The organism is Paenibacillus sp. FSL K6-3182 (genome assembly GCF_037976325.1).
In the GTDB taxonomy this organism is placed as follows: Bacteria; Bacillota; Bacilli; order Paenibacillales; family Paenibacillaceae; genus Pristimantibacillus.
Window position 1 is genome coordinate 6,253,518 of record NZ_CP150265.1, and the last position, 25,187, is coordinate 6,278,704.

Annotated in this window: 16 protein-coding genes; 2 read left to right on the forward strand and 14 right to left on the reverse strand. The window is 43.9% G+C overall.

All coding sequences use genetic code 11. The features are described from left to right. Window positions 1–48: 48 nt before the first annotated feature. From MHH56_RS27510 to MHH56_RS27560, 11 genes are all read right to left on the reverse strand, one after another. The gene (locus tag MHH56_RS27510; protein ID WP_339204822.1) at window positions 49–1,662 is read right to left on the reverse strand and encodes an extracellular solute-binding protein; all 1,614 of its coding nucleotides are present in this window, start codon (window positions 1,660–1,662) and stop codon (window positions 49–51) included. A 79-nt stretch (window positions 1,663–1,741) separates the two neighbouring features. Beyond that, window positions 1,742–2,569: a carbohydrate ABC transporter permease gene (locus MHH56_RS27515; protein WP_339204823.1), complete on the reverse strand. Its 828-nt coding sequence runs from the start codon at window positions 2,567–2,569 to the stop codon at window positions 1,742–1,744. Window positions 2,570–2,648: 79 nt separating this feature from the next. Further along, window positions 2,649–3,629 carry an ABC transporter permease subunit gene (locus MHH56_RS27520; protein WP_339204824.1) on the reverse strand — a complete coding sequence of 327 codons (981 nt, stop codon included), beginning with the start codon at window positions 3,627–3,629 and terminating at the stop codon, window positions 2,649–2,651. A gap of 419 nt (window positions 3,630–4,048) precedes the next feature. Further along, window positions 4,049–9,154, reverse strand: coding sequence for an S-layer homology domain-containing protein (locus tag MHH56_RS27525; RefSeq protein WP_339204825.1), 5,106 nt, complete (start codon window positions 9,152–9,154; stop codon window positions 4,049–4,051). A gap of 102 nt (window positions 9,155–9,256) precedes the next feature. Beyond that, window positions 9,257–10,303 (reverse strand): prolyl oligopeptidase family serine peptidase, encoded by a 1,047-nt coding sequence (locus MHH56_RS27530; protein ID WP_339204826.1) that lies wholly within the window; start codon window positions 10,301–10,303, stop codon window positions 9,257–9,259. A 4-nt stretch (window positions 10,304–10,307) separates the two neighbouring features. Continuing rightward, window positions 10,308–11,300, reverse strand: coding sequence for a zinc-binding dehydrogenase (locus tag MHH56_RS27535; RefSeq protein ID WP_339204827.1), 993 nt, complete (start codon window positions 11,298–11,300; stop codon window positions 10,308–10,310). 31 nt (window positions 11,301–11,331) lie between these two features. Continuing rightward, window positions 11,332–12,285 (reverse strand): zinc-binding dehydrogenase, encoded by a 954-nt coding sequence (locus MHH56_RS27540; protein ID WP_339204828.1) that lies wholly within the window; start codon window positions 12,283–12,285, stop codon window positions 11,332–11,334. Window positions 12,286–12,294: 9 nt separating this feature from the next. After that, on the reverse strand, window positions 12,295–13,305 hold the full coding sequence (locus tag MHH56_RS27545; RefSeq protein ID WP_339204829.1) for a GDSL-type esterase/lipase family protein: 1,011 nt from the start codon (window positions 13,303–13,305) through the stop codon (window positions 12,295–12,297). Window positions 13,306–13,327: 22 nt separating this feature from the next. Further along, complete coding sequence (locus MHH56_RS27550) at window positions 13,328–14,146, reverse strand: carbohydrate ABC transporter permease (RefSeq protein WP_076267100.1); 819 nt, start codon at window positions 14,144–14,146, stop codon at window positions 13,328–13,330. Between the two features lie 5 nt (window positions 14,147–14,151). Continuing rightward, the gene (locus tag MHH56_RS27555; protein WP_339204830.1) at window positions 14,152–15,021 is read right to left on the reverse strand and encodes a sugar ABC transporter permease; all 870 of its coding nucleotides are present in this window, start codon (window positions 15,019–15,021) and stop codon (window positions 14,152–14,154) included. 89 nt (window positions 15,022–15,110) lie between these two features. Continuing rightward, entirely contained in the window at window positions 15,111–16,487 is a 1,377-nt protein-coding gene (locus MHH56_RS27560; RefSeq protein WP_339204831.1) for an ABC transporter substrate-binding protein, read from the reverse strand. 157 nt (window positions 16,488–16,644) lie between these two features. Between MHH56_RS27560 and MHH56_RS27565 the strand changes: the two genes are divergently transcribed. Beyond that, the gene (locus MHH56_RS27565; protein ID WP_339204832.1) at window positions 16,645–18,450 is read left to right on the forward strand and encodes a histidine kinase; all 1,806 of its coding nucleotides are present in this window, start codon (window positions 16,645–16,647) and stop codon (window positions 18,448–18,450) included. A 40-nt stretch (window positions 18,451–18,490) separates the two neighbouring features. Then, entirely contained in the window at window positions 18,491–20,044 is a 1,554-nt protein-coding gene (locus tag MHH56_RS27570) for a response regulator (protein ID WP_339204833.1), read from the forward strand. A gap of 163 nt (window positions 20,045–20,207) precedes the next feature. Here MHH56_RS27570 and MHH56_RS27575 read toward each other — a convergent pair whose 3' ends face one another. Genes MHH56_RS27575 through MHH56_RS27585 form a run of 3 tightly spaced genes read right to left on the reverse strand, consistent with a single transcriptional unit; the run spans window position 20,208 to window position 25,166 of the window. Next, complete coding sequence (locus MHH56_RS27575; RefSeq protein WP_339204834.1) at window positions 20,208–22,577, reverse strand: S-layer homology domain-containing protein; 2,370 nt, start codon at window positions 22,575–22,577, stop codon at window positions 20,208–20,210. Between the two features lie 44 nt (window positions 22,578–22,621). Continuing rightward, entirely contained in the window at window positions 22,622–24,244 is a 1,623-nt protein-coding gene (locus MHH56_RS27580; protein ID WP_339204836.1) for an extracellular solute-binding protein, read from the reverse strand. A gap of 31 nt (window positions 24,245–24,275) precedes the next feature. Beyond that, the gene (locus MHH56_RS27585; RefSeq protein ID WP_339204837.1) at window positions 24,276–25,166 is read right to left on the reverse strand and encodes a carbohydrate ABC transporter permease; all 891 of its coding nucleotides are present in this window, start codon (window positions 25,164–25,166) and stop codon (window positions 24,276–24,278) included. Between the last annotated feature and the right edge of the window lie 21 nt (window positions 25,167–25,187).

Consider the following 25,187-nt stretch of genomic DNA (forward strand, 5'->3'; position numbering starts at 1 on the left):
CTCCTCCATTTTTATCTTATCGCGCAAATGCTTCGAATCTAAAAGAATCTAGAAGCTGGCTTTATTGTCTTCATACCACTTCTGGGCAATCTCTTCTGCTTTCTCACCGCCAAGGCGTTTCCATTCCTTGCGAATCTGATCCAGTGCCCATTGACCTGTATATTTGTCTCCTTGGGTTACGGCATTAGCACGTGTTTCCCTAATGAAGGTATCCAGTGTTGAACGGATTTCATTAATTTCATCAAAGCTTGGCTGATATGGAATATCGCGGCGGAACTCATTTTTCAACGCAATATCGAGCGATTCCATATCAAGCTTAGCAATGCGCTGTGACAAATCATCGCTGGCCGCTTGAACAAGCAAATTCTCGGCTTTAAAACCGCTCTCGTCACGCAATACAGCGTATTCCCCTGCATAAATAACTTCTTTTGTAAATTTATCCGGATCAAGACGTTTCGCAACGTCACCTACCATTTCATGATGGACGCCTTCCTCTCCATTCACGAGTGTGAACCAGCCCTTCTCCAAAATCCAATCCAAATACTCCATAGCGGCCTTCGGATTTTTCATATCCTTATTGAAAGTGACATAAAATAGCGGCGAAGCCTCCTGATACGTACCATATTTGCCATGCGGAGTAGCAACCGCTTCCAATGGCTCAGGCTTGGCGTCCGGCACATTAATGAGTAGATCCTTCGTTAAAATATCGGTATTACCGAGTCCCCATTGCCCCATATAGATTCCAGCTTTACCTGTTGTCCACAACTGGGTTGCACGCTGATTATTGCTATCCGTTAAATATTCACGATCAACAAGTCCCAAATCATACAGCTGCTTCTCCAGTTCAATCGTTTCACCAAAACGATCTAGAGTTGCACCATATACCATTTTCCCATCTTCCACATACCATTGATTGTTCATTGCCGCATAGAGAGCAGAGTAAATATCGAATGTCGTATGACCGACTATTGGCGTGCTGTCTGGGTAGCGTTCTTTCATCGCTTTGGCTACAGCAACAAGCTCTTCAACTGTCGTCGGCCTCTCAAGCTTCAATTCGTCGAGCCAATCCTGTCTTATCCACATGCCATGGTTTACAATGCCGGTAATCGCACGTTTCGTCACTGCCGCATAAACTTCTCCATTGAAAGTAATATAGGGCAACAAATCCGGATTTTCTTCCAAATACTTTTTGTAGGTCGTGCTGTATTTCTCAATATAATCACCGATCGGTTGAATAACTCCTTGGGTGACCAGCTTGCCAATATATGTCCTGTCGTATTCCCACAGCAGGTCCGGCGCTTGTTTCGATGCAATCAATACGTTAAGCGCATCCTGTGCTTGGTTGCGCGGTACAGGTACGATCGTTACATCAATACCCGATTGCTCACGAATCCATTTTACCCAGCGATTTTCCTCATAGGTACCCTCATCGCTTGACACTGCTCCTCTATCAAACGTGGAAATGCTGACCTTCTTAGGCATCCCATCATAGGGATCTTTCTCGCCTGTAGAAGACTCGTTGCCAGGTTTGTCAGTGGCCTCGTTCGTTGTATTCGTAGAGCTGCTGTTTTCCCCACTGTTGGAACACGCCGTTGCCAAGAGTGCCATGATCATAACCAGCATAAGCAACATTTTTCCTTTTTGTATTCTCTTCTGTTTCATACTTGACCTCCTACAAAATAATTTTTTTATATCAAAATGTGCATTCTTGGCACCCTTGATATTCAGCTCATGCCGTGCATTATCCTTTAATCGAACCAAGCAGCACGCCTTTAATAAAATGCTTTTGCAAAAATGGATACACACACAGAATCGGCACGATAGCAAATACGACTGCTGCAGCCCGAATGCCTTCCGGCGTAATCGAGATTTGCGACACACCTTCACCGCTTCCACGCAGCAGTTCTGGACTTACCAAATCGATCATCTGGTACAGCTTCACCATCAATGACACTTTATCCGTACTTCGAATGTAGATTAAGACATTCATATAGGAATTCCACCAGCCCACGGCATAAAACAATGTTAATGCAGCGATGACCGGTTTGGAGAGAGGCAATATGATTCGCCATAAAATAGTGAAATCACCAGCACCGTCAATCGCAGCGGATTCTTCCATCTCGTCAGGCAGCCCTTCCAGAAACGACTTCATTACAAACATATTGTAAGCGCTTATAAGTGCTGGCAGCCAAAGTGCCCAATACGTATTGGTAAGTCCAATGCTATTGATTAGCAGAAAATTAGGAATCAATCCGCCGCTGAACAGCATCGTAAATAAAATAGCCATCAGCATAACATTTCTGCCTTTTAATCTCGCTTTAGAGAGCGGATAGGCAGCAATGATCGTAAAAATCATATTCAACGCGGTGCCGATGACTGTAATGATGATGGTGTTCTTCATCGCTACGATTAATTGCCCGTCTTTCAGCAGCTTTAGATAGGCTTCCACATTGAAATCAACCGGCCACATAAAAATTTCCGCCGCATTGATTGCCCTGCTGCTGCTGAATGATACAGCAATCACGTTAATAAACGGAAATAACGCCATGTAAGCAAGCAGCGCCAGCAAGATGTAGTTAAGCCAGCGAAATATGACCGAAAAAACGCTTTGTTTTCCAAGCTTCAGGTTGCATCACTCCTTTCATCCCTTACCACAATCCTCGTTCTCCCAGCGCCTTAATGATTCGGTTCACAGATACAATAAGTATGAGCGCAATCAGTGATTGGAATAAGCCTAATGCAGTTGTGTAACTGTACTGCAGGTTGACAATCCCCCTTGTGTACACGAAGGTACTGATAACCTCAGCCACACTCGTTACCGCCGGATTCCGCAGTGCATAGACCTGCTCGAAACCAACGTCCATCATTTTGCCTACTTGCAAAATAAGAAGAATCGCAATCGTACTGCGAATGCCTGGCAGTGTCACATGCCAGATCTGTCTTATTTTATTGGCGCCGTCAATTTTGGCCGCTTCATACAATGTTGGATCAATTGAGGCCATCGCAGCTAAGTAAAGAATCGTCCCAAATCCGGCTTCTTTCCAAATGCCCGACACAATGAACGTCACCGGCCACCATAGCTTATCTGCCATAAAATAGATTGGCTCTATTCCAAATGCCTGCAATAAATAATTCACTATGCCTGTAGATGGCGATAACAGTGCAATAATGATGCTTCCGAGGACAATCCACGAAATAAAATGAGGAATGTACAGCAAGTTTTGCAATGTTCGTTTGTACCACTCCACCCGAACTTCATTGAGCATGATTGCGAGCAGAATCGGAGCAGGAAACGCAAAGAGCAAGCTGTACAGGTTAAGCAGCAGCGTATTTTTCAATACGATATAAAACTCGCGACTAGCAAACAACTTCTCAAACTGCTGGAATCCTACCCAAGAGCTTCCCCAAATCCCATCGGATAATCGATAATTTTTGAAAGCAATGATTTCTCCAGCCATCGGTGCGTATTTAAATAGCAATAAATAGATGGCTACTGGCACTAGCAGCATATAAAGAAATCGATTGCGTTTTAATTCCTTCCGCATGGATCTTATCCATCTCGAGCCTGCTCCTGCTTTCGGCATTTTAGGCATGGGAGCTAGATCCGCTGACTGCGAATGTTGCTTCAAAGTAATCCCCCTTTCTTTTGGCATGTTATCATTCTGTTCAGCAACGCCTTGCCAACTTAACGTAACATGTACAGCTGAATGCGGAAATCTCCACTTTTTGTGCTGCTATTCCTTCACTCTGAAAGCGCACCCTCCATTTTTGTGATGCTATCCCTTTTTCATTATCTATCGGCTGAAATCCCTTTATTTACTTGAGATCTGGGATTTCGGAATACAAAGTCGAAGTAAGAGAGGCAAGCTTGTGAAGCGCCTGAAATTGTTGCCTACAAGGTTTTCATATGAACAACATCTCGCTAATAATAAAAAAAGATCACCCGTATTAGGTGATCTTTTTGTTTCAACTATAAACGTTGCCCACATTTTATGATTTGAAAAATTCGCTCGTATTTATTAATCCTTTTATATAGTCGATCACTTCATTAAGACTTACTCAAATGATTAATTATTATTAGAATGAACTGTGCTGCCTCTGCTCTCGTAGCATTAGATCTCGGATGGAACATATTATTCCCTTTTCCCTGCACGAGGCCCGCTTCATTTAGTGCTGCCACAGAAGGCATTGCCCAAATAGGTATGTCCTTGGAGTCCGCAAACTGAGCGTTCAGGTTTGTATCCTTATTCATGTCTAGCGCTCTTGCGACTAGTACGGTCATCTCCGCACGAGTTATAGGCGCATTCGGAGCAAATAAATCGAGACTGATGCCAGAAACAAAGCCCGCTTTCACAGCGGCTTGCACGCTTGCTGCATACCATGCATCCTCTTTTACATCCTTAAACATCTGCTCATCCTGAGAGGCTTCGAGGTTTAAAGCACGAACTAAGAGAGAAACAAATTCCGCACGTGTCGTATTGCCTGAAGGCATGAACATGGAATCATTCACACCGTTCACAATATGCTTAGCCGACAACACTTGAATCGTTCTTGAAGCCCAATGAGTAGTGAGCATATCGCTAAACGTCTTTTTGAATTCCAAAACTGCATATTTGCTCAAATGCTGAAGTTTAACTGTTAATGTTTTGGCACTGCTGTTTACCTTCCCACCTACATACTCCCAAACCTTAGTCAGCTCGTTATAGTAGTAAATCCCAAGAAGCTCCTCATCAACACCATTGGCATCATAGGGTAAAGTAATCTCTACACCGCCTTTTGCCCCTTTAACTTCAACCACGCTGCCGTCTTTCTTTTTTAACTTCATGCTAATTTCATATACCTGACCTGCAATCGTTATTTGTGCAGCTGCATTTAGGGAGGCGGTCCGAATGTCTCCCGATTCGGTCACTGGCTTAACCTCGACTTCAATTGCTGCCCCTGCCTCATTATTGATCTGCCCTTTCCAAGTAGTAAGCAGTTCTCGATCAACAGTAACAATTACCGAACCCGCCACTACGGATAAAGGATGATCTCCAATTTGCGCTAATGGAATCGATACGACGGATAGGTTATTGCCTAGCTTTACTATCGCTTTACCATTTTCTACTGACACTATGCTTCTAGCCGTATTTCCATTGCTTCCGCTAGAACCATTATTACCGCCATTACTGCTGTCTGTTGAAAAGTCTAATTGATCTAAATATTTGATTTGCCCTTTGGGTTCATTCCCATTAAAGCTCTGAATCCAATTCGGATCCGTAATAATCCAAAGCTTACCATCCCTAATTCCCCAAGCCTTTCCATCCGCCGAACTATAAAGCACCTGTGTCGTACTTGTCGCATTTGGATTAAGTACCTGTACCATTGTTCCATTCTCCAATACCGTAAATTCATTCGTAAAATAGGCATCAATCTCCGGCAACGCTCCCAGGTTTTTACGGTAGCCCATATAGACGGTATTTCGTTTGCCAGCCTTTAGGCTTCCCTGAGCCATTAAATCTTCGCCGTACAGGGTTGTCGCTGGATCGTCCTCTAAGCTGACGACTAATACATTCGTAGCTATATTAGGATCAAAAGTAGGCACAACCCATTTATTATCAAAGGTTTGAAGCGTGGCTCCGCCCCGATAATCATTACCTGGTAGCACGACATTCCGTCTATTCAACATCCACCAAGTCTCGCCAGCAGGATATACATAATAGACTTCTGGCAGATAGGTTTCAATATGTGCTAGCGAATCAGGAGCTAGAATCGCATCCTTGTATTCTTTGAGCCAATCGAACTGGATCGGTTTCGCTGTATAATAAGCGTAAGATTCTTGGCATGATGTAAAGTAATCGCAATTAAAGAGAAAATCATAAATGCCTTTGCTCCCTGCCTCCAATACCGAATCAAAATGATTAAACATCGTTTCTTTGTCCGGATAGCCCTTCTCGCCGGATTGATATTTACGTTCCATATTTTCGTCCAGCTGCGTTTCCGTCGTTAAAAACCATAAGGTTTGTGCCGATTGCTCGATTAGCGAAAAGGTATACCCGGATCGTTCTCTCACCAAGTATTCCGTATCGCCGTAAATTTCTCCCCCAACGCCCGCGAACCCTCCGGTCTGCTTGTCATTAATAAAGTATTTCCTTGTGGTGCCAGCGTGTTTGAACACGACGGGCACGTCAACGACACTATTTATCGCATCTGCAAATTTCATTAAATAATCGTTATAGGAGCCCTCTCTGAAATCGACAAAATCATCCCATAAAATGCCGTGATAAGCATCCGCCGCATACGTGGAACCCGGGTTACCCTTGTCAACCAAATACAATTGGTTGTTCCACACAGCCGATCCTTCTCCCCGAACTATGGGCACTAAACGCGCCGCCGTTTCATAAGATTCAACGGGACTGCTCATTTTCCAAGCCTCATTTAGAGCATTCAATGTGGCGTATTTCTGCTTTAACCAATCCACAAATTGAGCACTGTAGATGGGAGAGTCGAACAGGTAACCCTCGTCGCTGTTGTATATTCCTGATTCGTTCGTAACCGGATCGACAAACAATCTAAAATTGGGGCCCAAGGTCACCTTGCCAAGCGTGTCTACCATACTATTGATAATTGAATCTCCTGCATCCCAGATATTCCTCAGAGTATGGCCAGAATACTTAACCTTAGGGGTAAAATAAACCGTATAGGACGCATTATTCGTACTCGGAAGAACAACATCTGCGTGAAGCTCAAGCGTAGCGGAATTCACCTTGCGAATAGCCTCTTCGCCGGATTGAATAACTTCGCCCGTAGCCGGATTCATGACCACATACAGCGCTGACAAAGCATCCACATAACCTGGAATTTGAAACGTTGGTACCGTTAAGGTCACTTCTCCGCTATCCACGATATTCTCTTTCTTTAATACACCCGCTCCTTCATAGGCTCTCGGCATATAAGCAGAAAGGGTCAAACCTTGGGCTCCTTGAACCTGCAGACCGTAAGTAAATCCTTCCTGGTCTAAGTAATCCAGCATTTTCTGCCATGCCCATGCCGGAACCTCCATGACAGCCGTGTTGATATACATATCCATTGCGCCATGTGCCTTCATATATTGCAGTACTTCTACATCCTTATCCCAATTAGCTTTATTGGCTGCAGCATCTGTTTTGGAGTAAAAGAGCAAATAATCCGAAGTAAACATACCGCCGATCGGCACGAACGGTTTGCCATCCCAAATCATCGTATGCGACTGGTTAGCATACCAGAAATGAGATTGCCCCAGCTTCCCATCGGTAAAAGCACCGTGCGTTAAGGGCTTGTAATTCGTACTGGACGCAGCGACTGTTACTTCAACTTGCCCTGCTGTCACCTGCTCTGCTTTTAATTTGTGGAGTCCCCATTCCACGGTATAGCTGTCGGCTGGCATTCCTTCCGGCAACGTAAAACTAAACTGTGCCTGGGTTTCCACATTGGCTTGGAGGGCCGACGTATTTATAGCACCTAGCTCGGCAACATACCAAAGCACTTCTCCTTTATAAAAGCTTAGATACCCCGTCGTATCGAAATCTACAGCTTGATTTAGTCGATAAGCAACCGTCCCGGCAAATGATCTTGTACTTGTATGGGTCGGCTGCAGCTGTAGGTTAAAGATCGTTGCCCCTAACACAGGTACCGCAGTGTTCGCATCTTCTTGTTCAATGTTCAAATTGCCTACTTTAACCGATTTCTCTCCATTAACTGCATTATCGTAATGACTATCGACAATGCCGGTACGGATTTCATTTTTTCCTTTTGGAGCATTAAACGGGACCGTTAACTGGATCGTTTCCGTATGCTCCTCGCCAGCCGCCCAAGATGTTTTATTAAACTCTTTAACCGCTCGTGATACAACTTCTCCCTCATAAACTAATTCAACGAAGAAGCTTAAGGTTGCATTGACTCGCGCTATGGCTTTATTCGTAACCGTAACTCCTACTTGCTCTTCACGATTCGCCAACGATTTATCTAGCGTGCCTGTTACGTATTCATATTTAACGGCTGCCTTATCAAAAGGTTTAGTTATACCATTCGGCTGCCATCCCCAACCGACAGGTACAACGGCGATTGCATCGATACCTTGATTATATAAGCCATCGCTTGCTCCTTGCCTTGGCGTATTGGTTAAAAACGCTAGGTTATGCTGTCCTTTGCTCAGCTCTGCGCTGCTTAATTTATGCCAGTAGAAGGGCATACCTTCAGCCACAAATATGGAACCCTCCGTCATAACAGGCGGGGTTGCATTGGAACCTTCGTCCAGCTTCCAGCTCCAAGGGGACATCCAAATGCTTATGCCAGTTGCTAACACCCAGATGTCGTAGCTTCCTGTTTGAGGTATATCCACTTGATACTCCGCAGTTGCCGCGGTAGCCGGCGTATTGGTTTGAAGCAAGAGATAGGTGCCACCGCTTGCCAGTGAATCAGCCGTTCCATGATAACCTCCCTGTACAGAATCAGTATTTTCTCCTTCTGTCCATGAGTACCCTTCTTCCACTGGCTGTTCAGGTATAACGGGAGCTGCCGGTTTATTCAAACCATTCGGATGCCATTCCCAGTCAACAGGTACGATGGCAATGGCATCGATCCCTTGATTATATAAACTATCGTTTGCCCCTTGCCGAGGAGCGTTCGTTAAAAATGCTAGATTATGCTGTCCTTGAGTCAGTTCGGTACTATCTAGTTTATGCCAATAAAAGGGCATGCCCTCTGAAACGAAGATCGCCCCTTCCGTAACTACGGGAGGTGCATTATACGAGCCCTCGTCCAGCTTCCAGCTATACGCAGACATCCAAAGACTCATGCCGGTCGCCAGCACCCATATATCGTAGTTTCCTGTTTCAGGGATATCTACTTCATACTCTGCAGTCGCAGATGTGCCTGGCGTATTCGTATGCAAGGCGAGGAACTTTCCTCCGCTTGCTTGCGATTCATCGTTCCGATAATATCCCCCTGGAGAAACAGATAAATAGTCTTCCCCTTCTGTCCACAAGTAAGCGTCTGCCTCTGAGGTACCATCCCTTAAAGTGTTCTCGTCAGATGCTGCCCCATTCGATATAACCGGTAAGCTTGAAAATAATAAGAGGAAGACAATCGTCCATGTCATCCCCTTTTTTAAAGCTTTAAACCTCTTGCTCCTCATGATTAAAACCCCTCTCCTTATATTAAAGCGCTTACATTAATGATGATATGATGTCGAGTCAATACGGTAAATGGAGTATTCGAAAGTCGCAGGGGGAATATTTCACATTCGGAGCGCTTGGCAAAACCACTCCATTGCTCTATCGTTTATGTCCAGCTCATGAGCTCCATCAAATACTTCTCTCGACAATCGGTGCATGATATTCAACTGCCCATAAAGCTCAGCTAGTTTGTCCAGCTCTTTACGCGCATGCGCATAGTGGAACAGTTCATCCTTTTTGCCCACCTCAATATGCAGAAATCGTGGACAAATTAATCCAGCTACTTCTGCATCTAGAAACGTATTGCCAGCATTAAACCAAGTAAAATCAAACCAATCATACTTAAAGCGATCGTTGAAAAAACACGATGAGTACACTGCCTTAATACGAGTATCCGCTGCTGCTGTAAAGAGGGTATAAAACCCGCCATAAGATAAACCGATCATACCGACTTGGTCAGCGGCGATATCATTCCGTGATAATAAATAATCCAGGCTCCGCTGAATTTTATAGATTTCCACCGCAGCAATCGAGCTGCCTACCTGCTTTAATTGTCTATCGATAGACAGTCTGTCATACGGAGAACCATATTCCCCTTCCTTCCAGAGCAGGAGCTGTGGCGCAAATACAGCGATGCTCCTTTGGAGTACTCTCCGCGTCATATCATGATAGTTCGTGGGACCATATAAACCGGAACATAACTCCGGCGTGCCTTCTCCTCCATGCTGTGAGATCACGAGAGGAAAAGGCCCCTCCGACAGCGGCAGAAATAACAGGCCATACGTCGTCAGACCATATCCCCCTTCAACGATAACCCTATAAATTTTGCTTAAACGATCCTGGGCAACAAATTCAACCCGAGCATTAGGAATGGATGAATCAAGTGCGGGATCACTCAGCGGCCAACCTAGCATCGCTTTGAATTTCTCTCGATAGGGTTCTAGCTCCGCTTCAAATGCATCTATCGATGAGGTGTCCGGACGAAAGAACTCCGCCCGATTCTGATCCCCGGCTGCACGCATACGCTCGATGAAGAGCTCGTATTCAAGCTTTTGTTCCTCACGATACCGGTTGCCGATATTTGGAGCTTCTACATATAAGTCGTCCATAGAATCACTCACCCCAGTTCAAAACCACACCCAAACAGGGTTGATTTTTATCCAGGATGAGCTTCCATGCTTCTACTGCTTGATCCGCCGGAAACTGATGCGTAATGAGTGTTTCTGTCTGAAGCCAGCCCTCTTCTATCCCGCGAATCGTCTCATTCATTCTTTGATTATCCCAGCCCGAGGGATTGTGAAGAGTAACTTCCTTCTCCCGTAGAGATTGTATATCAATTCTGCCATCCGTCCCTAGGAACCCCGCTGAAACCAGATGTCCATTATGACGCAGGTAGGGAAGACATTCGTAGACCGCCGTGAGCGAGCCTACCGTATCAACAATAATGGAGAGATCGGGATACAGCGAAGAAAGCTGCTCGCTTACGTCGTTCTTGGAAGTGTTCATCGCGACTGCTTTATCCGGAAGCAGCGCTAACCGATTCTCATGTCGACCCAGCACGGTAACCTTTGCCCCCCTGTGGATTAAGGTTTGAGCTGCCCATTGGCCGACAAGACCGTCGCCAATGACAATGGCCTTATCCCCTTCCTTCACCGGTGGCCGAGAGCCGCAATTATAGCCAACTTGTGTAAGCACAAGCCCGGCAAACGCCACAGGGCTCATCCCATCTGGAATTTTCCATACTTGGCTAACATCCGTTACTGCAGGGCTGACATGGCCTCCCTCGTTGAATGCCATCCCCTTTACTTTGCTTACCGTGGCAAATACGCGCTCACCTGCTTGAAAGCCCTCCACCTGATCACCCAACGCTCTAATTTTACCGACCTTTTGATAGCCGTTGATCTGTGGAAAAGGCAAAGCATCACCTTCTATGTAAGGGACTTCTCCCGCAATTCGCTCACCCTTAAGGAAGGAAGATTCCGTTCCAATACTAATCCAAGAATGCTCCACGTCGATGACGATATCACGACTCTCTAGCTCAGGAACGGTTACCTCTTGATATTCAACCTTGCCTTTATCAACGAATACTACACCATAGCCTTTCATTGCCAGATCCCCTCCGCCTTGTATATTGGACTTAAATATCGAAATCGGTTTGTGGATAAAAATATACCTTAATCGCTTCCTGCTTATTTAATAAATCAACGGCTTCCTGATACCGATCAAACGTACAATGATGAGTTTGCAAACATTCCATGTTTAATTTCTTATTTCCCACCAGGTCGATTAGCAGCTCATGATCCCTTGGACCAACATTGCGGTATTTATAAGATTCCAGCTTCATTCCCTTGTACCATAGATGTTCCGGATACTTCACTTCTCCGCGAAGAACACCAAATATAACGATATGTTCATCTACGTACTCAATCAGATTTTGCACAGAAGCGGCCGCCCCGACACAATCGTAGCCTAAATCGAATTGTTGACCCTGCAGATCATCGACAAGGCAAGTCTCGCCAAGTCCAAGCTCTCGAACCTGTCGTACTCGCGTTTCATTAATATCTACTCCGATAACACGTGAAGCCCCCCATAGGCGCGCCACCTGAATGGCCAGCATTCCCGCAGGTCCAAGACCGGACACGACGATAGATTTACCCCGCAGATCGCCAAATTGCATGATTCCAATTACTACACATTTCAATAGTTCAAGCGATACTGCTTGTTTATCAGAGATATGATCTGGCAGTTTGATGAGCTCCTCTTCACGGAAGCATAAATACTGCGCATAAGCCCCATTACCATCCAAATGCTCAAGGGCAGCCACACGGTCCCCCACATTCAGCGTACGCACGCTTTTTCCCACCGATTTGACTACACCAGCCAGCTCATGTCCCGGAAACCCCGGGGGTAATGGGTAATCCGGAGATTCATTATAATTAAACATATTGCGGCCAGCCATCATGTTCATATCCCAGCGAGGACAAGTCGACACCAGCCTTATCTCTACCAATACCTGATCATCAAAAGGTACCGGAATTTCATATTCTAAGATGGTATACGTATTCGCTCCTGTAATTTGCAAAGCTTTCATAAGACAGCATCACCCTTCTATTAGATGTTCGAATGCCTGATAATAAAGCCAATGCCCATAATCATTCGGATGATTAATATTGTTGAGCAGAAGGCTCTCTGGCGTTTTTCCTGCTCGTAATTCTTGTTTCCAAATCTCATTCACATCTGCAACGCCGATATCATATTCCTTCCCTAAGCGACGAAGAACTTCAGCGTATCCATCCATCAGCCCACTCGTATATTTCCACAAGGGATTTGGCTCGCAAGGCGTAACAAGCATAATATCTGTTTCACAGCTCCGCATCGTAGATTCTATAATCGTTCGAATATTACTCTCGTAAATAGCATAAGGCACAGCTACTTCGCCATCGAAAATATTCTGATCATTCATCCCGTAGCCTATTGTCAGCAAATCCGGCTTATTAGACACAATATCCTGCTCTATGCGGGCTGCGCCTCCCGTGCTTGTTTCTCCTCCTATTGCTTTATTAACAACACGAAGGTTTCCACCCGAGCTTATAGCAGATAGCCGATGCGCAAAACGTTGATAAAAAGTATAGCTATCCTCACTTGCCTCTCCGCCTTCGCTAATGCTGTCACCAAAAACCACATAAACAGCTTCTTGTCCGGCATTAAGCTTTTTCATCGTGTTTTTTAATAAAGGACTAGCCCCTATGCTCAATCCGGCATTTAATTGATGTTGATGTTGCTCCCTCTCATATTCGTAGTCTATAAATACAGTGAAACTGCGATTACTGTATTCCTCAAACAACTGATGATCGAAGTTCAGGTTTTGAAAGAATACATGGTCAGCCCAATCCCGTATGCTGCTTGCCACCGTTCTTGCAATCAGCCCAGTTTCATAATCAACAATAAAATCCTTTCCTTCTTTATAACTAACCGACTCCACATGCTCGGAATTCGTATGTGTTCTTAAGCTCAAGCTTCCTTTGACGATCGGGTGGAATCGCAGCTGCTGCTGTTCTTGCCCCACAAAAACGAGTGACTCCGCTGTTTGTTTCACGTTATGCACTGACATTTAGCAAACCTCACTCTCCCATTTAACTTTTCACTGCCCCTGCCGTTAAGCCTTCAACGATGTACTTTTGCAAGAATAGATACAATAGAATGACCGGCACGGATACCATAACCAAGTCAGCAAAAACCAGATTCCAATCCGAGGAATGCTGACCAAAGAAAAAGTATACGGTCAAGCTTAAGGTGAAGCGGCTCGCCGTATTTAAGAAATAAAACGGGGTAGTGAAGTCATTCCATACCGACATAAATGCTATAATTAGGACGCTGGCGCTTACCGGCTTCAGCAATGGGAAAATAATCTTCCAAAACAAGCCGTAAGGGCTAACTCCGTCAATCATTGCGGCTTCATCCAATTCTCTTGGAATGCTATGAAAAAAACCGATGTATACGTAGGTTAGAAAAGCATAATTCCCAGCAATATAAAGCAAAATCACTCCTAAATAAGTACGAACCAGATGCAAATCAAACATCAGCATATACGTCGTAATAATGGAGGAAGGCAATATTAAGCCGGCAATAATAACCGTTTGCAGCAGCCTGCTCACCCGGTTATCTCTCCGTTGAATGAAATAAGCGGACAGTGAACAGAAAATAACGATAAAGAATACACTAATGACGGTTAAAATCGTTGTATTCCATAATGCCTGTGGAATCTTGGCATTTACGAACACATCTGAATAGTTATGCCATAGGTTCCATTTCGTCGGGAAGGATAATCCTAAATCTGAAGCCTCCGCCTGTGTTTTGAAGGAGTTCACAACGACCAAGTAGATAGGAATGGCGATGATACAGCTAATGAACACAGATAGAGCTTCCCATAATGTTTTACGCAATACTCGCATTCCACTCACCCTCTGTTGTCTTTATTTAGATATTTGTTCGTTATGGATACAAGGACGAGAATGATCACAAACAATAACAAGCTAGCGGCAGTCGCTTCCCCATTTCTTCCTTGCGAGAAACTTTTGTAGATCATTGTGTTAATTACGCTAGAAGCATTCCCTGGACCGCCTCCAGTAAGCGCATAAACAATATCGAATACTTTTAATCCGCCAATGAGCGAAATAATAATGTTGGTATTCACAACGGGGAGAATCATCGGGAATATAATATGCCTCTTCTGCTCCCAATTTGTTGCTCCGTCAATCTTGGCGGCTTCAATCATCTCTTTCGGAATGGTCTGAAGTGCTGCCAGAAACAAGATGACCGTTAATCCCGTCCACTTCCATATTTCAACAAAGGAAATGGAATACATCACGATATGGCTATTTGTAAGCCATTGTTGGGTTAGAAAACCAAGCTGAAGTTTCTCCAATAACACATTGATAAATCCGCGGCTTGGATGATATAGAGCTGTAAATGCCAGTGATACAGCAATCGGGCTTAAGATAACGGGAAAGAAAAGGGCAGAGCGCAAGAAGTTTGTCGTTTTTAACTTTTGATTTACAAAGTTAGCTAATATAAATCCAAGTCCGACTTTACCGACTGTGGTGACCACTGTGAATATAAACGTATTTTTGAATGCAATGGAATTGCTCGAATCATCAAATAGGGAAATGAAATTTTCAAACCCAACGAGCCGCGTGTAATGAAAGGTAGCGTCTAAATTGGTGAAGGCATAGAAAAAATTAGAAATGGCTGGCCACACGAAAAAGATTAAAAAGATACAAAGACCTGGAGCTAACATAGAGTACCTGTAGTAATGACGCTTCAGCATTTAGTTGCCCTCCAAAAAAGAGAGAGGGTTTCTTTATTTCAGAAACACTCTCCAAATTTGCTTTTCCTATCGACTATTTCTAGCAAGCTTTACTTGAAGTTTGGATCATCCTTGGCTTTGGCGTTCTTCACTAATTCTTTCTGTTCCGCTTCTTGCACCTGCTCAGGAGTTTTCGCGCCTGCTACTAAATCCTGAAGGAAGGCTGGATAATCCCCGTAGCCATACGCTGGAATGCCATTGCTAGGATTAACGCCGGTTGGACCCGCTTTTCCTTCCTCGCTAAACTTCTGTGCATCCAGCTCGGCAGGTGTCAGAAGTGTATTGGTAACTCCCTTGATGGCTGGTATGCCGCCCTCTGCACCGAAATAAATATTTTGAGTCTCAACGGATTCAAAGTAGTTGACGAACTTTTGAGCCGCCTCTTGATTGCTTCCTTTCACGACATACATGGCGTTTGGCGGATATACTCCTGCAACATCCTTGCCCTCGCCATTGAAAGGAATAAGGAACGCTCCAATATCCTTCGTTTGCTCAGGGTATTTGGCCGCAATATCGGTCATGACCCATGTAGCCATTGGATACATAGCTGCATCCCCATTGGCCAATGCTTTCTGTGCATTATCGTAAGTATCCGATAAATAATCTTTGTTAACATACTTCTTATTTACAACTTCTTCCAGAAAGGTCATACCCTGTCTTTTGGCATCAAAATTAGCAAATGTAGCTTTATTAGAAAACACTTTGTTTGTTATTTCTTGAAGATCAACCTGCGCCGCACCGGACTGATGGGTTGGAATTTGCAAAGTCCAAGCATCTTTGGCGGACAAGTACACCGGCACTTTGCCTGCCTTGCTTATCACTTCAGAAGCAGCCCAGAACTCATCCATCGTCGTTGGAATTTGCAAGTTCAAGCCCTCAAACACCTTTTTGTTATACAGCATGACAGCCAAATTAGATCCACCGTAAGGAGCCGCGTAAAAGGTTCCAGCCGAGTCGAATGCACCTGTCCAAACCTTCTTGTCGAAGTTAGCCATCCAAGGCTGATCCTCCTGCGAGACGAACTGCTCTTCCGGTTTTCCTAACCCGTAGCCCTCATTCACGCCTCCATAGAAGAACAACAAATCTGGCTTATCGTTTGTTGCAAACCGCGTTTTGATTAAATTATCCCCATCTGCACCCTCAGGAAGTTTCTCAATCTCCAAAGTGATTCCGGCTTTCTCTGCAGAGTCCTTCAGAACCGCTTCCATTCCGCCTTTCAACCAACTCGTGTGCATAAGTGCCTTTAAAGTAATCTTTTCTATCGGTGCTGATGGTGATGCACTTTCTGTAGTTGGAGCAGCAGTGCTCTCCGATGGCGTATTCGTTGCATTACCGTTATTCTTCGCTCCTGCACAAGCTGCTAAAACAAGCATGGTAAGAACCATTACCATCCATAACAGCGTTCTCTTTGTGGTGAGACCCCTCATGTTCATTCCTCCAAGTTTGTGATGTAAATGCTTACAAAACCAATGTTATGTTTTTTGCTTCTTATCGTAAATGGCGAATTTGAAAGTACTAGGGGAAATATTTCACACTGGGCAAGGCTGCATTTTTAATGTGTTATACTGAACGGGGAGGTCGTCTATGCTGTCTTTCAAAAATTTACAAACGAAATTATATGTGACTTATTCGCTTGTCCTCATCGTCATTGCACTCATTATCAGCACTCCGATGTATGTATATTTGAAAAATAATATTGAAACCAATTTAAAAGAAAATGTGGACAAGCTTGTAAGCGGTTACTCCAATGCTCTAGATGTTTATTCCACCATTAATAACAACGTAACCACCCAGCTATATATTAATCGTGACAATTCCAGCTATACTGCCGTCCAATATTTAAGCTCTATCGCCTATCTCAAAAATACGAGTCCCACCGAAACGTTACAGTCCGAAAAGGCCATTCAAAACTCCCTTTACTTGAATGCTGCCGTCTATCAAACGATTCATAGGATTAATTTGTTTACGTCAAAAGGTGATTTCTACTCAACTAACGAAGCTGACGTAGATATTATGCAAACCATCCTTGCGAATGATGGATTTAAGAATGTTCAAGCTGCGAAGGGCTCTTCCTTATTGAATTTTTCGGAGAAGGACAGATGGCTATCCCGAGATTCCGAAGCCGTCTTTTCATTTCTGCGTCAGATCAGCTGGGACTCGCATCCCGTTGGTTTTCTTGAAATCCAATTCAAAGCCTCCGATTTATTGCATGTAGAGGAATTAGATTCGAAGCAGGATAAACAAATTATGATTGTACAAGCGGGCCAGGTTCTTTATTCGTCTACACCTCCCTCATCCAACAAACTAGCCTCTATCCTTAAGCTGGTTGGCAATGGGAATGCAGGGAACGGGTTCATGACTAATGAACAGGGAATAGATGATTTTTTCATGTACCAGACCTCTGAGAAAACAGGCATAACGATTGTAGCCATTATTCCAAAGTCGCAACTTTTTGCGCCATTGCTCTTATTTCGTAATGTCACGATCATAAGCGTTCTACTCCTTATTGCGATCTCGGTTTTTGTTTACTTTATTCTCGCCAAAATTTTAACGCATCCTCTTAAAAAGCTAAAAAAAGCGATTGATTCTATTAATTTAGGTGAGACCAATCAAGCCTTTATTGAAAATAAATTTCATATGGGTGAAATCGAAATTATTAACCGTTCCTTTCTAGCCTTGAACCAGCGTTTACAAGATAGTCTTGAGGAGACTGTTCAATTCCGAACCTTGCAAATGCAAGCTAAATTCGATGTGCTTCAAGCTCATATCAATCCTCATTTTTTATTTAATATGTTAGGTGTCATTACCGTTTTATCAGATAGAGGCCAGCAAAAGGCTGTATCGGACACAAGTAGAAAACTTTCTCAATTCTTACGATATTCGATTTCTTCCGGCTCGTCGATCACAACCGTAAGTGAGGAGCTAGAATTCGCACAGCATTATTTGGATCTATTAAAATCTCGCTATCAACACCGGCTACATTATGATATAGAAGTTCCTGAATGGCTTCTAAATATTCAAATTCCCAAATTAATGATTCAGCCTATTATAGAAAACGCCATTCATCATGGTTTATCGGATAGCGATAAGCAATTGAAAATTCAAATTATCGGTAAAATAATCGGAAATAAGTGGGAGATACGAATCAGTGATAATGGTGTCGGGTTTGACCCTGCTTCTTTGGAAACGTTGAAGCACAACATTCAAGGCTATCTTGAACGCATTCAAAATAATCAAACATTAAACGAGCCTATTTCAATTGGAGGAATGGGCCTAGTGAATACGATTGCTAGACTTCAGCTCATGTTCAAGGAGCAATATCAATTCTCCTTCGGCAATAACGAGGATTGCGGAGCCTATGTATGTTTCCATGGCTACATCAAACTTTAACATTAGTTCCCTAACGTATCATGTAATGGAGGCGGCTGCCATGAGGATTATGATTGTTGATGATGAACCCTTCTACATGGATCATCTTAAAGAAGTAATTGAAAACAGCGACTTTAGCAAAAGAGAGCAGACCCAGATTGTCGCCCAATGTATTAGCGCTAGTCAGGCACTGGAAGCCATACCGACCGTTCAACCCCATTTAATCTTTACCGACATCAAGATGCAGCTCATGAACGGGATCGAGTTTGCAGCCATCATTCGGCAAAATTGGCCTCATATCATCGTCGTAATCGTGAGCGGTTACTCTTCCTTTGAATATGCCCGGGATGCCATTCGGGCCAATGTGGAGGACTACCTCGTCAAGCCGGTTGATCCTACAATCATTGAACAATTATTAGATAAGACGAATACACGCATTAGCTTGGATACCTATCTTCAGCAGCAATCTTTATTAAATGAATTGCTCGAAAACAAGAGTATAGAGGGAAGTATCCAAACCACTTTACATAAGTGCTTTCCATTCTCTAGCTATTATGTGTTTTGCTTTAATAAGCCTACATTTTCACAAGATAAAGCTCGTTGTCCCACTCTGACGGAGCAAGAAATCCAAAACAAACTATCTTCGAATCCTTTATTGCTAAAGAACGAGAAGGCTTGGATCGTTTCAAGAAATGATTTCAAAAGGGGATTTATTATCCTCGGATTATATCAATGCGGCGACCAGCGGATTAAACAACTTGCTGAGGAAATTGTTCTGATGATCGGCGGTTCAGGCAGTCACCCTTCCATCGCCGTTAGCCAAAGCTTTAACGATATTAGACAGTTTCACCAGGTTGCAAACCATCTTCACGATGAGCTGTACCATCAACTGGTCATTGGACAATCCAAGACAATCTTTTTATCTGAGCAACAACCCGCTTTAGAAAAACTCAATCTGCTCCTAAGCAGCATCGATGAGAAGAAAATTGTTATTGCGGTGGATAAAAAGGATTGGAAGCTGTTAAAAAAAATGATCTTCCATTGGTTTGAGCAGTGGGAAGAGCACTCCTGTCCGAACCTCTATTTACAAAGAAATGGCAAGCAAATGGTTCAATGGTTAGAAAAGCATTTCCGCACATTAGAACCCCTCACAAGTATTTCAACGGAGAAAGAAATGGAGGAAATCATTAAATCCGCCTACTCCTATTCAAATGCTGCTGAGGATATCTGGAACTTGCTATCGCATATTTTCCGATTTGAAGACCATGACCCCGCCAGTAACAAAGGAGTCCGATTAATTGAACAAATCTCCGACTATTTATCCGCAAATTTGAGCGAAACGATTTCAATGACTCATATTATGGATCGATTTCAAATTTCGAGCACCCATTTAGGAAATCTATTTCGCAAGCATCATGGAGAAACCTTTGTCGAATATTTAACTACTCTCCGCATTAACAAAGCGAAGGAGCTCATGCGAATTCATCCAGAGATGCCTCTAAAAGAAATTTCTGAAATTACAGGTTATACAGATCGGCACTATTTCACCAAAGTATTTAAGCTCGTTACAGGTAAATCCCCGACAGATTATAAAGATCAGCTCCTTCGGGAATAAGAGTTCGAGATTTAGGGATTATCCTCCTAATCAGATTTTATAAGTATTAAGACAGACTAAAGCGCCAGTGTTCCATTTCAAACCTAGAAAAAAGAAAAGAACTTCTTACACCCGCTCCCAGCGGAGCGTGTAAGAAGTTCCGATCTATACAACATGGTTCTTGCTACTTTCCTTCATCACCGGCGATCACCTGAACATTAGTGTATACTGCCTTATTATCACTTGTACTAGCTGGATTGCTTAGTGCCAAGCCGATATAGACATCATCATTCATAAACGTTTCAAAACTGCTGACTACCGTCCAGTCCACTCCATTATTTGAAATTGAACCGGTAAATACATTGCCGCTGCGATTCAGCTTAAGCCACAATGGCGGACTACCAGCCATCGTCTGATCGACGGTGCCTCCCCCTTCATTTTCCCGATATTGAAAGGTGGCTCCATTAACTGGCGTAACCATCATGTCTACATGCTTAGCGTCCACGTCCAGCGTCTCACGAATCATCAAGCCTGCTTTGGCCCACTCACTCATTTCTTCCATCACAGTCACTTGCGCTATAATCTCCCCATCCCCATGCCATGGCTTATAAATATAATTTAATAGATCATTATTTCCCCAAATATCGGTTGAACTTCCTGTTAACGTGAATGTCTCGTCCGCCGCATTATAGGATGCATCGCCAGACTTCAACCCGATATTTCTAGCTTTCCAAGGCTGTGGAAGAACAGCATCATAATCATGCTCCACAGGCGGCTCCCAGCCTGCAGTTGGCCAAGCTCTTCTCGCATCGATTGCTTTAAGCACATTCCAATCCCAAGCGCCATAATTAAAGTAAGAGAGATGTGTAATAGCAGGAAAGTTCTCTCGAATTCCGCCATACACCGCTTGATATTCGTCATCCGTCCAATTGTCATCGAGCGTCGGCACGATCGCTACTCCAGAACCAACAAGGAACGATGTATCGGATAAAATCCCGTTCTCGTCATAAACCCATTCCTCATCAAATCCCCAATCATCGAAATAAGCCATCGGAGCGACAAAATTTACTGCATCCTTGAACTTCGCAGCATTCTGGCCAACCTCAACGAATTCAGGAGGCAAAATGAAAACGCCCAGCTCCATACCCGCTTTAATCTGGTCGATATCCTCACGAACATCCTGCACATAGCCGCCGATTTGATCCGTTCTCCATTCATTCCATTCATTCCTGCGAGTAGAATCTTCATCAAAGTTAATATCCAGCGGCGAATATCCGTATATGCTCTCGTACAGGTTAACCGTGTAGCTGCTTACATCCATATTGTAATTATCGAATCTCAACCAATCGAGAACTACGCCATCTATATCATAATTGCTTACGACCTCTTCAATAATCGAGCGCTCATAAGCTTGAACATCGGGATGGATCGGGTTGACGAAATACTCGCTGCCATTCGATCCAGTATAAGGAACTGCATTACCATCTACTAAAGCGTGCATCTGCCAGCTAGGATCCTTATGAAAGGCTGCCTGATCATGGAACTGAGGAATCCATGCACGAACCTCGATACCCTTCTGATGCGCCTGCGTAATCACTTGCGAAAGAGCATCAAAGCTCTCATAGCCATCGGCTATAGGGGCGATCGCACTGTTGTAGAATACATGGCCTGAAGGCACTTCATCGTCTTCGTCCTGCTTGACACTCATATTAATGATATCCACATTGTTCTTAACGGCTTGCTCAACAAAGTCCGCTACATCACTTGCACTCCGAAACTGGTTAACCGTTCGTACCGTAATCTCGGTTTTGAACGGCGTGTTCTCTTCTTCAACTGGCGAGGTTACTCCCCCGTTGCCGTTCCCTCCATTATTGACGCCGCTATTGCCGTTTCCACCAACATTCCCGTTTTCCGGTTTGATGGGAAGTTGGCTTAATTTAACTTGCAGCGAACGGTCCAGGATAACCACCAGCTCCGCACGTGTCAATGGATTCAAAGGCTTAAATGTGTTTGCAGAATTATAGCCGCGCATTATACCTTGAATGACCACATTACTAATAGCTTCCTTGGCCCATTCAGCAAATTGTTCACTATCCGAAAACTCCATCATCGCTGCTGTTTTATCCACTTGCAATTGAAGCAGCCGACTTATAACTACAGCCGCTTGCTGCCTTGTAATGAACTCTCGCGGCGCGAATTTCTTTGCACTCTTGCCGCTGATATAACCCGCTGCGACAGCCTTTGCAACATCTTGATAAAACCAACTATGCTTAGGCACATCCTGGAAGGTCAGCTCCGATTCATTCGTGAATTGAAAGGATCGATTAACAAGCGCCACAAATTCGGCTCTCGTTAAAAGCTGATCCGGCTGAATTGAACCATCCCCGTAGCCTTTCAACCAACCCTTATCCATCCATTCTGTTAATTCCTTATTAGCCCAATGATCGACAATATCCCGTTCCGATTCTGCCTCCGCTGCAAAGCTAAATGAAGTGAATAACATACTAAAGATGAGCATTAATGCAGCGATCCTATATGATTTCAAATGACTCATGCTCCGGCCCCCCTATTGTAGATCTGGGTTACACCTTGCTCCACTCAATATTCGGCATTAATTTTCTTAACATTCGCCTGCCATTTCTCCGTTTTAAATTCGAGCAGCCGCTCCAGCCCTGCTTTTTCTGCGTCATTTGCTGTTTTCTCTAAGATGGATGCGACCTCATCATCAGATTTAGCAAACACCATATTCGCAAAGGCTACTGTGAAAATATCAGATATCTGCTGTGAGATAATGCCGAGCTCTGAATCAGGCAGCGGATCCACATTGACGAATTCGGTAATGTCCTTCGATGTCGCCCAAGTGACAGAGCTTTGCGCTATCGTCTCCCATGATCTTAGCTTCTCCGACAAGGCCATCTCCAAGCTTACCTTGGCTTTATCGATAAAGGTCGTGTTGCCCGCCCAGTTGAAATCTTCGAATTTTCTCATCGTTTCCGACCGCTTATTGACGTCCCCATTTTTATAGTTTTCATTCGGAATTGGCGATCCATCCTCATTTTGCTCATCCCAATAAAGGCCTTGCGGTCCGAAGAATAGAACCTTCTGTCCTTCAGGCCCTGTAAGCCAGTCATAATAAGCGAAGATTGCTTCGGGATCCTTGGCTTCGGTCGTAATTACGTTGACATTCCATCCTAAGCTCTCGAATCCACTCACAAAAATATTCTTTTTGTCCAATCCAGCTTTATGAATCGGCCAAATAATTTCGTATCCACCGTCTGGTTTGACCTTAGTCAATTCACGATGCCCTTCTGCTCCGTAAGTTGTAATATTCGATTCGATCATAACAGCCACTCGGCCAGTGTTTACTTTTTCTTTGACTGCATCCTGGGTTTGTGTAATAGCATCTTGGGTAATCAGTCTCTCTCGGAATAGCTTGCTAATATACTTCATCGTTTCCTGAAATGCAGAGTCCTCATAGATCGAGACTAGCTTGTCGCCTTCCGGATAACCTCTCATGCCGATGAATTTGCTAGTTACACCTTCTTTGAAGCCTCCGTACAACAATTCCAAGCCGGCGCCTTTCTCCCCAACTTCAAGCGGTACAACATCTGGGTACGTGTCTCTGACTTTAATTAAGTAATTGTATAGATCATCGAATGTTTCCAGCTTCGGTCTGCCAAGTTCATTATAAATTTCTATGTTTACCATCCATCCGCCGTTCCCAAAGGTTCCCGATGTATACCAATTTGGAATTTGATAGATCTTTCCATCCTCGGAACGAAGTAGATTGAGCGTAGATTCCTTCACATACTTTTTGAAATTGGGATACTTATCGTAATACTCATCAAGCGCCACAAGCTTTCGTGCTTGAACCAAGCGGTCGACTGTCGCACCGCGATCCGTAAATATGACATCTGGCAAATCGTCAGAGACAATCATCGTGTTCAGCTTCTCTACCGATGCGCCGCCAGATTGAATCGGCTTAATGGTAACTTTCTTGTTGTCCAAAATCCATTTGGTCGCTTCGTTATCCGCCCAAGGTGCCGTAGTTAACCAATCATAATGACCATAAAATGAAAACGTTACCGGCTTTGGACTGTCGTTTCCTCCGGAATTATCCGGGTTGTTCGATACTTTCGCCCCATTGTTGTTGTTTGAACAAGCAGCCAGAAAAACCATCAGGACAATCAGTAACGACACCCATCTCAATCTTGTATTCATTTTTTCCCCTACCTTCTTTTTTTTATTGGGACTATCCCTTTATCGAACCGATCAATACCCCTTTGACAAAATATTTCTGCAGGAAAGGGTAGGTCAGAATTATGGGAATAGTAGCAACCATCATCGTAGCCATCAGAAGAGACTTTGTCGTTATGCTTCGGTTTCTGTTGATATGTTCCATTGCGATTGCATTGCCGGACGACATTTCTGTCATAATATTCGAATTCATAATTTGCCTTAATAAGGTCTGAATGGGCAATAGCTCATCCTTGGAAATATAAATGGCTCCGGTAAACCAATCATTCCAATGACCCACCGCCGTAAATAATCCGATGGTAGCTATAATTGGACCCGATATAGGCACAACAATTCGAAAGAAGATTCCGTAATTGCTGCATCCATCGATCTTCGCTGATTCTTCCAGACCATCGGGAAGCGCGGAGAAAAAGGTACGGAAAATGATCATATGATACACACTGATCAATCCCGGAATAATCATGACCCAGAACGTGTTCATCAATCCAAGGTTTCGCACCAGCAGGAAGGTAGGAATTAATCCGCCGCTGAAAAACATCGTTACAATGAAGAAAATCATATAGTAGTTCCGTAGCTGTAAATCTCTCTTAGACATCCCGTATGCCAGCAGCGACGTAACGAATACGGACAGAATCGTGCCGATCACTGTACGCATCACCGAGATCCAGAAGGAATTCAACAATCGAGTATCCTTGAATACAACATTATAATTTTCAAGTGTAAATGCCCTCGGCCAGATTGTAACTCCGCCAAGTGCCGTATCTCTTCCTTCATTAAAGGAAATAACTAGAGAGTTCCAGAAAGGATAGAACATCACGATTCCCAAAATGACCAGGCTTGCATATATCAAAGTCTGAAATACTTTATCGCCCGTGCTAAGCCTCATGCTTGCATTCCCCCCTTTATA

Excerpts from the sequence above, each read along its gene's own strand:
- MHH56_RS27510 (WP_339204822.1), bottom strand. The coding sequence starts at position 1,662 with ATGAAACAGAAGAGAATACAAAAAGGAAAAATGTTGCTTATGCTGGTT.
- MHH56_RS27525 (WP_339204825.1), bottom strand. The coding sequence starts at position 9,154 with ATGAGGAGCAAGAGGTTTAAAGCTTTAAAAAAGGGGATGACATGGACG.
- MHH56_RS27530 (WP_339204826.1), bottom strand. The coding sequence starts at position 10,303 with ATGGACGACTTATATGTAGAAGCTCCAAATATCGGCAACCGGTATCGT.
- MHH56_RS27535 (WP_339204827.1), bottom strand. The coding sequence starts at position 11,300 with ATGAAAGGCTATGGTGTAGTATTCGTTGATAAAGGCAAGGTTGAATAT.
- MHH56_RS27540 (WP_339204828.1), bottom strand. The coding sequence starts at position 12,285 with ATGAAAGCTTTGCAAATTACAGGAGCGAATACGTATACCATCTTAGAA.
- MHH56_RS27545 (WP_339204829.1), bottom strand. The coding sequence starts at position 13,305 with ATGTCAGTGCATAACGTGAAACAAACAGCGGAGTCACTCGTTTTTGTG.
- MHH56_RS27550 (WP_076267100.1), bottom strand. The coding sequence starts at position 14,146 with ATGCGAGTATTGCGTAAAACATTATGGGAAGCTCTATCTGTGTTCATT.
- MHH56_RS27555 (WP_339204830.1), bottom strand. The coding sequence starts at position 15,021 with ATGCTGAAGCGTCATTACTACAGGTACTCTATGTTAGCTCCAGGTCTT.
- MHH56_RS27560 (WP_339204831.1), bottom strand. The coding sequence starts at position 16,487 with ATGAGGGGTCTCACCACAAAGAGAACGCTGTTATGGATGGTAATGGTT.
- MHH56_RS27565 (WP_339204832.1), top strand. The coding sequence starts at position 16,645 with ATGCTGTCTTTCAAAAATTTACAAACGAAATTATATGTGACTTATTCG.
- MHH56_RS27570 (WP_339204833.1), top strand. The coding sequence starts at position 18,491 with ATGAGGATTATGATTGTTGATGATGAACCCTTCTACATGGATCATCTT.
- MHH56_RS27575 (WP_339204834.1), bottom strand. The coding sequence starts at position 22,577 with ATGAGTCATTTGAAATCATATAGGATCGCTGCATTAATGCTCATCTTT.
- MHH56_RS27580 (WP_339204836.1), bottom strand. The coding sequence starts at position 24,244 with ATGAATACAAGATTGAGATGGGTGTCGTTACTGATTGTCCTGATGGTT.
- MHH56_RS27585 (WP_339204837.1), bottom strand. The coding sequence starts at position 25,166 with ATGAGGCTTAGCACGGGCGATAAAGTATTTCAGACTTTGATATATGCA.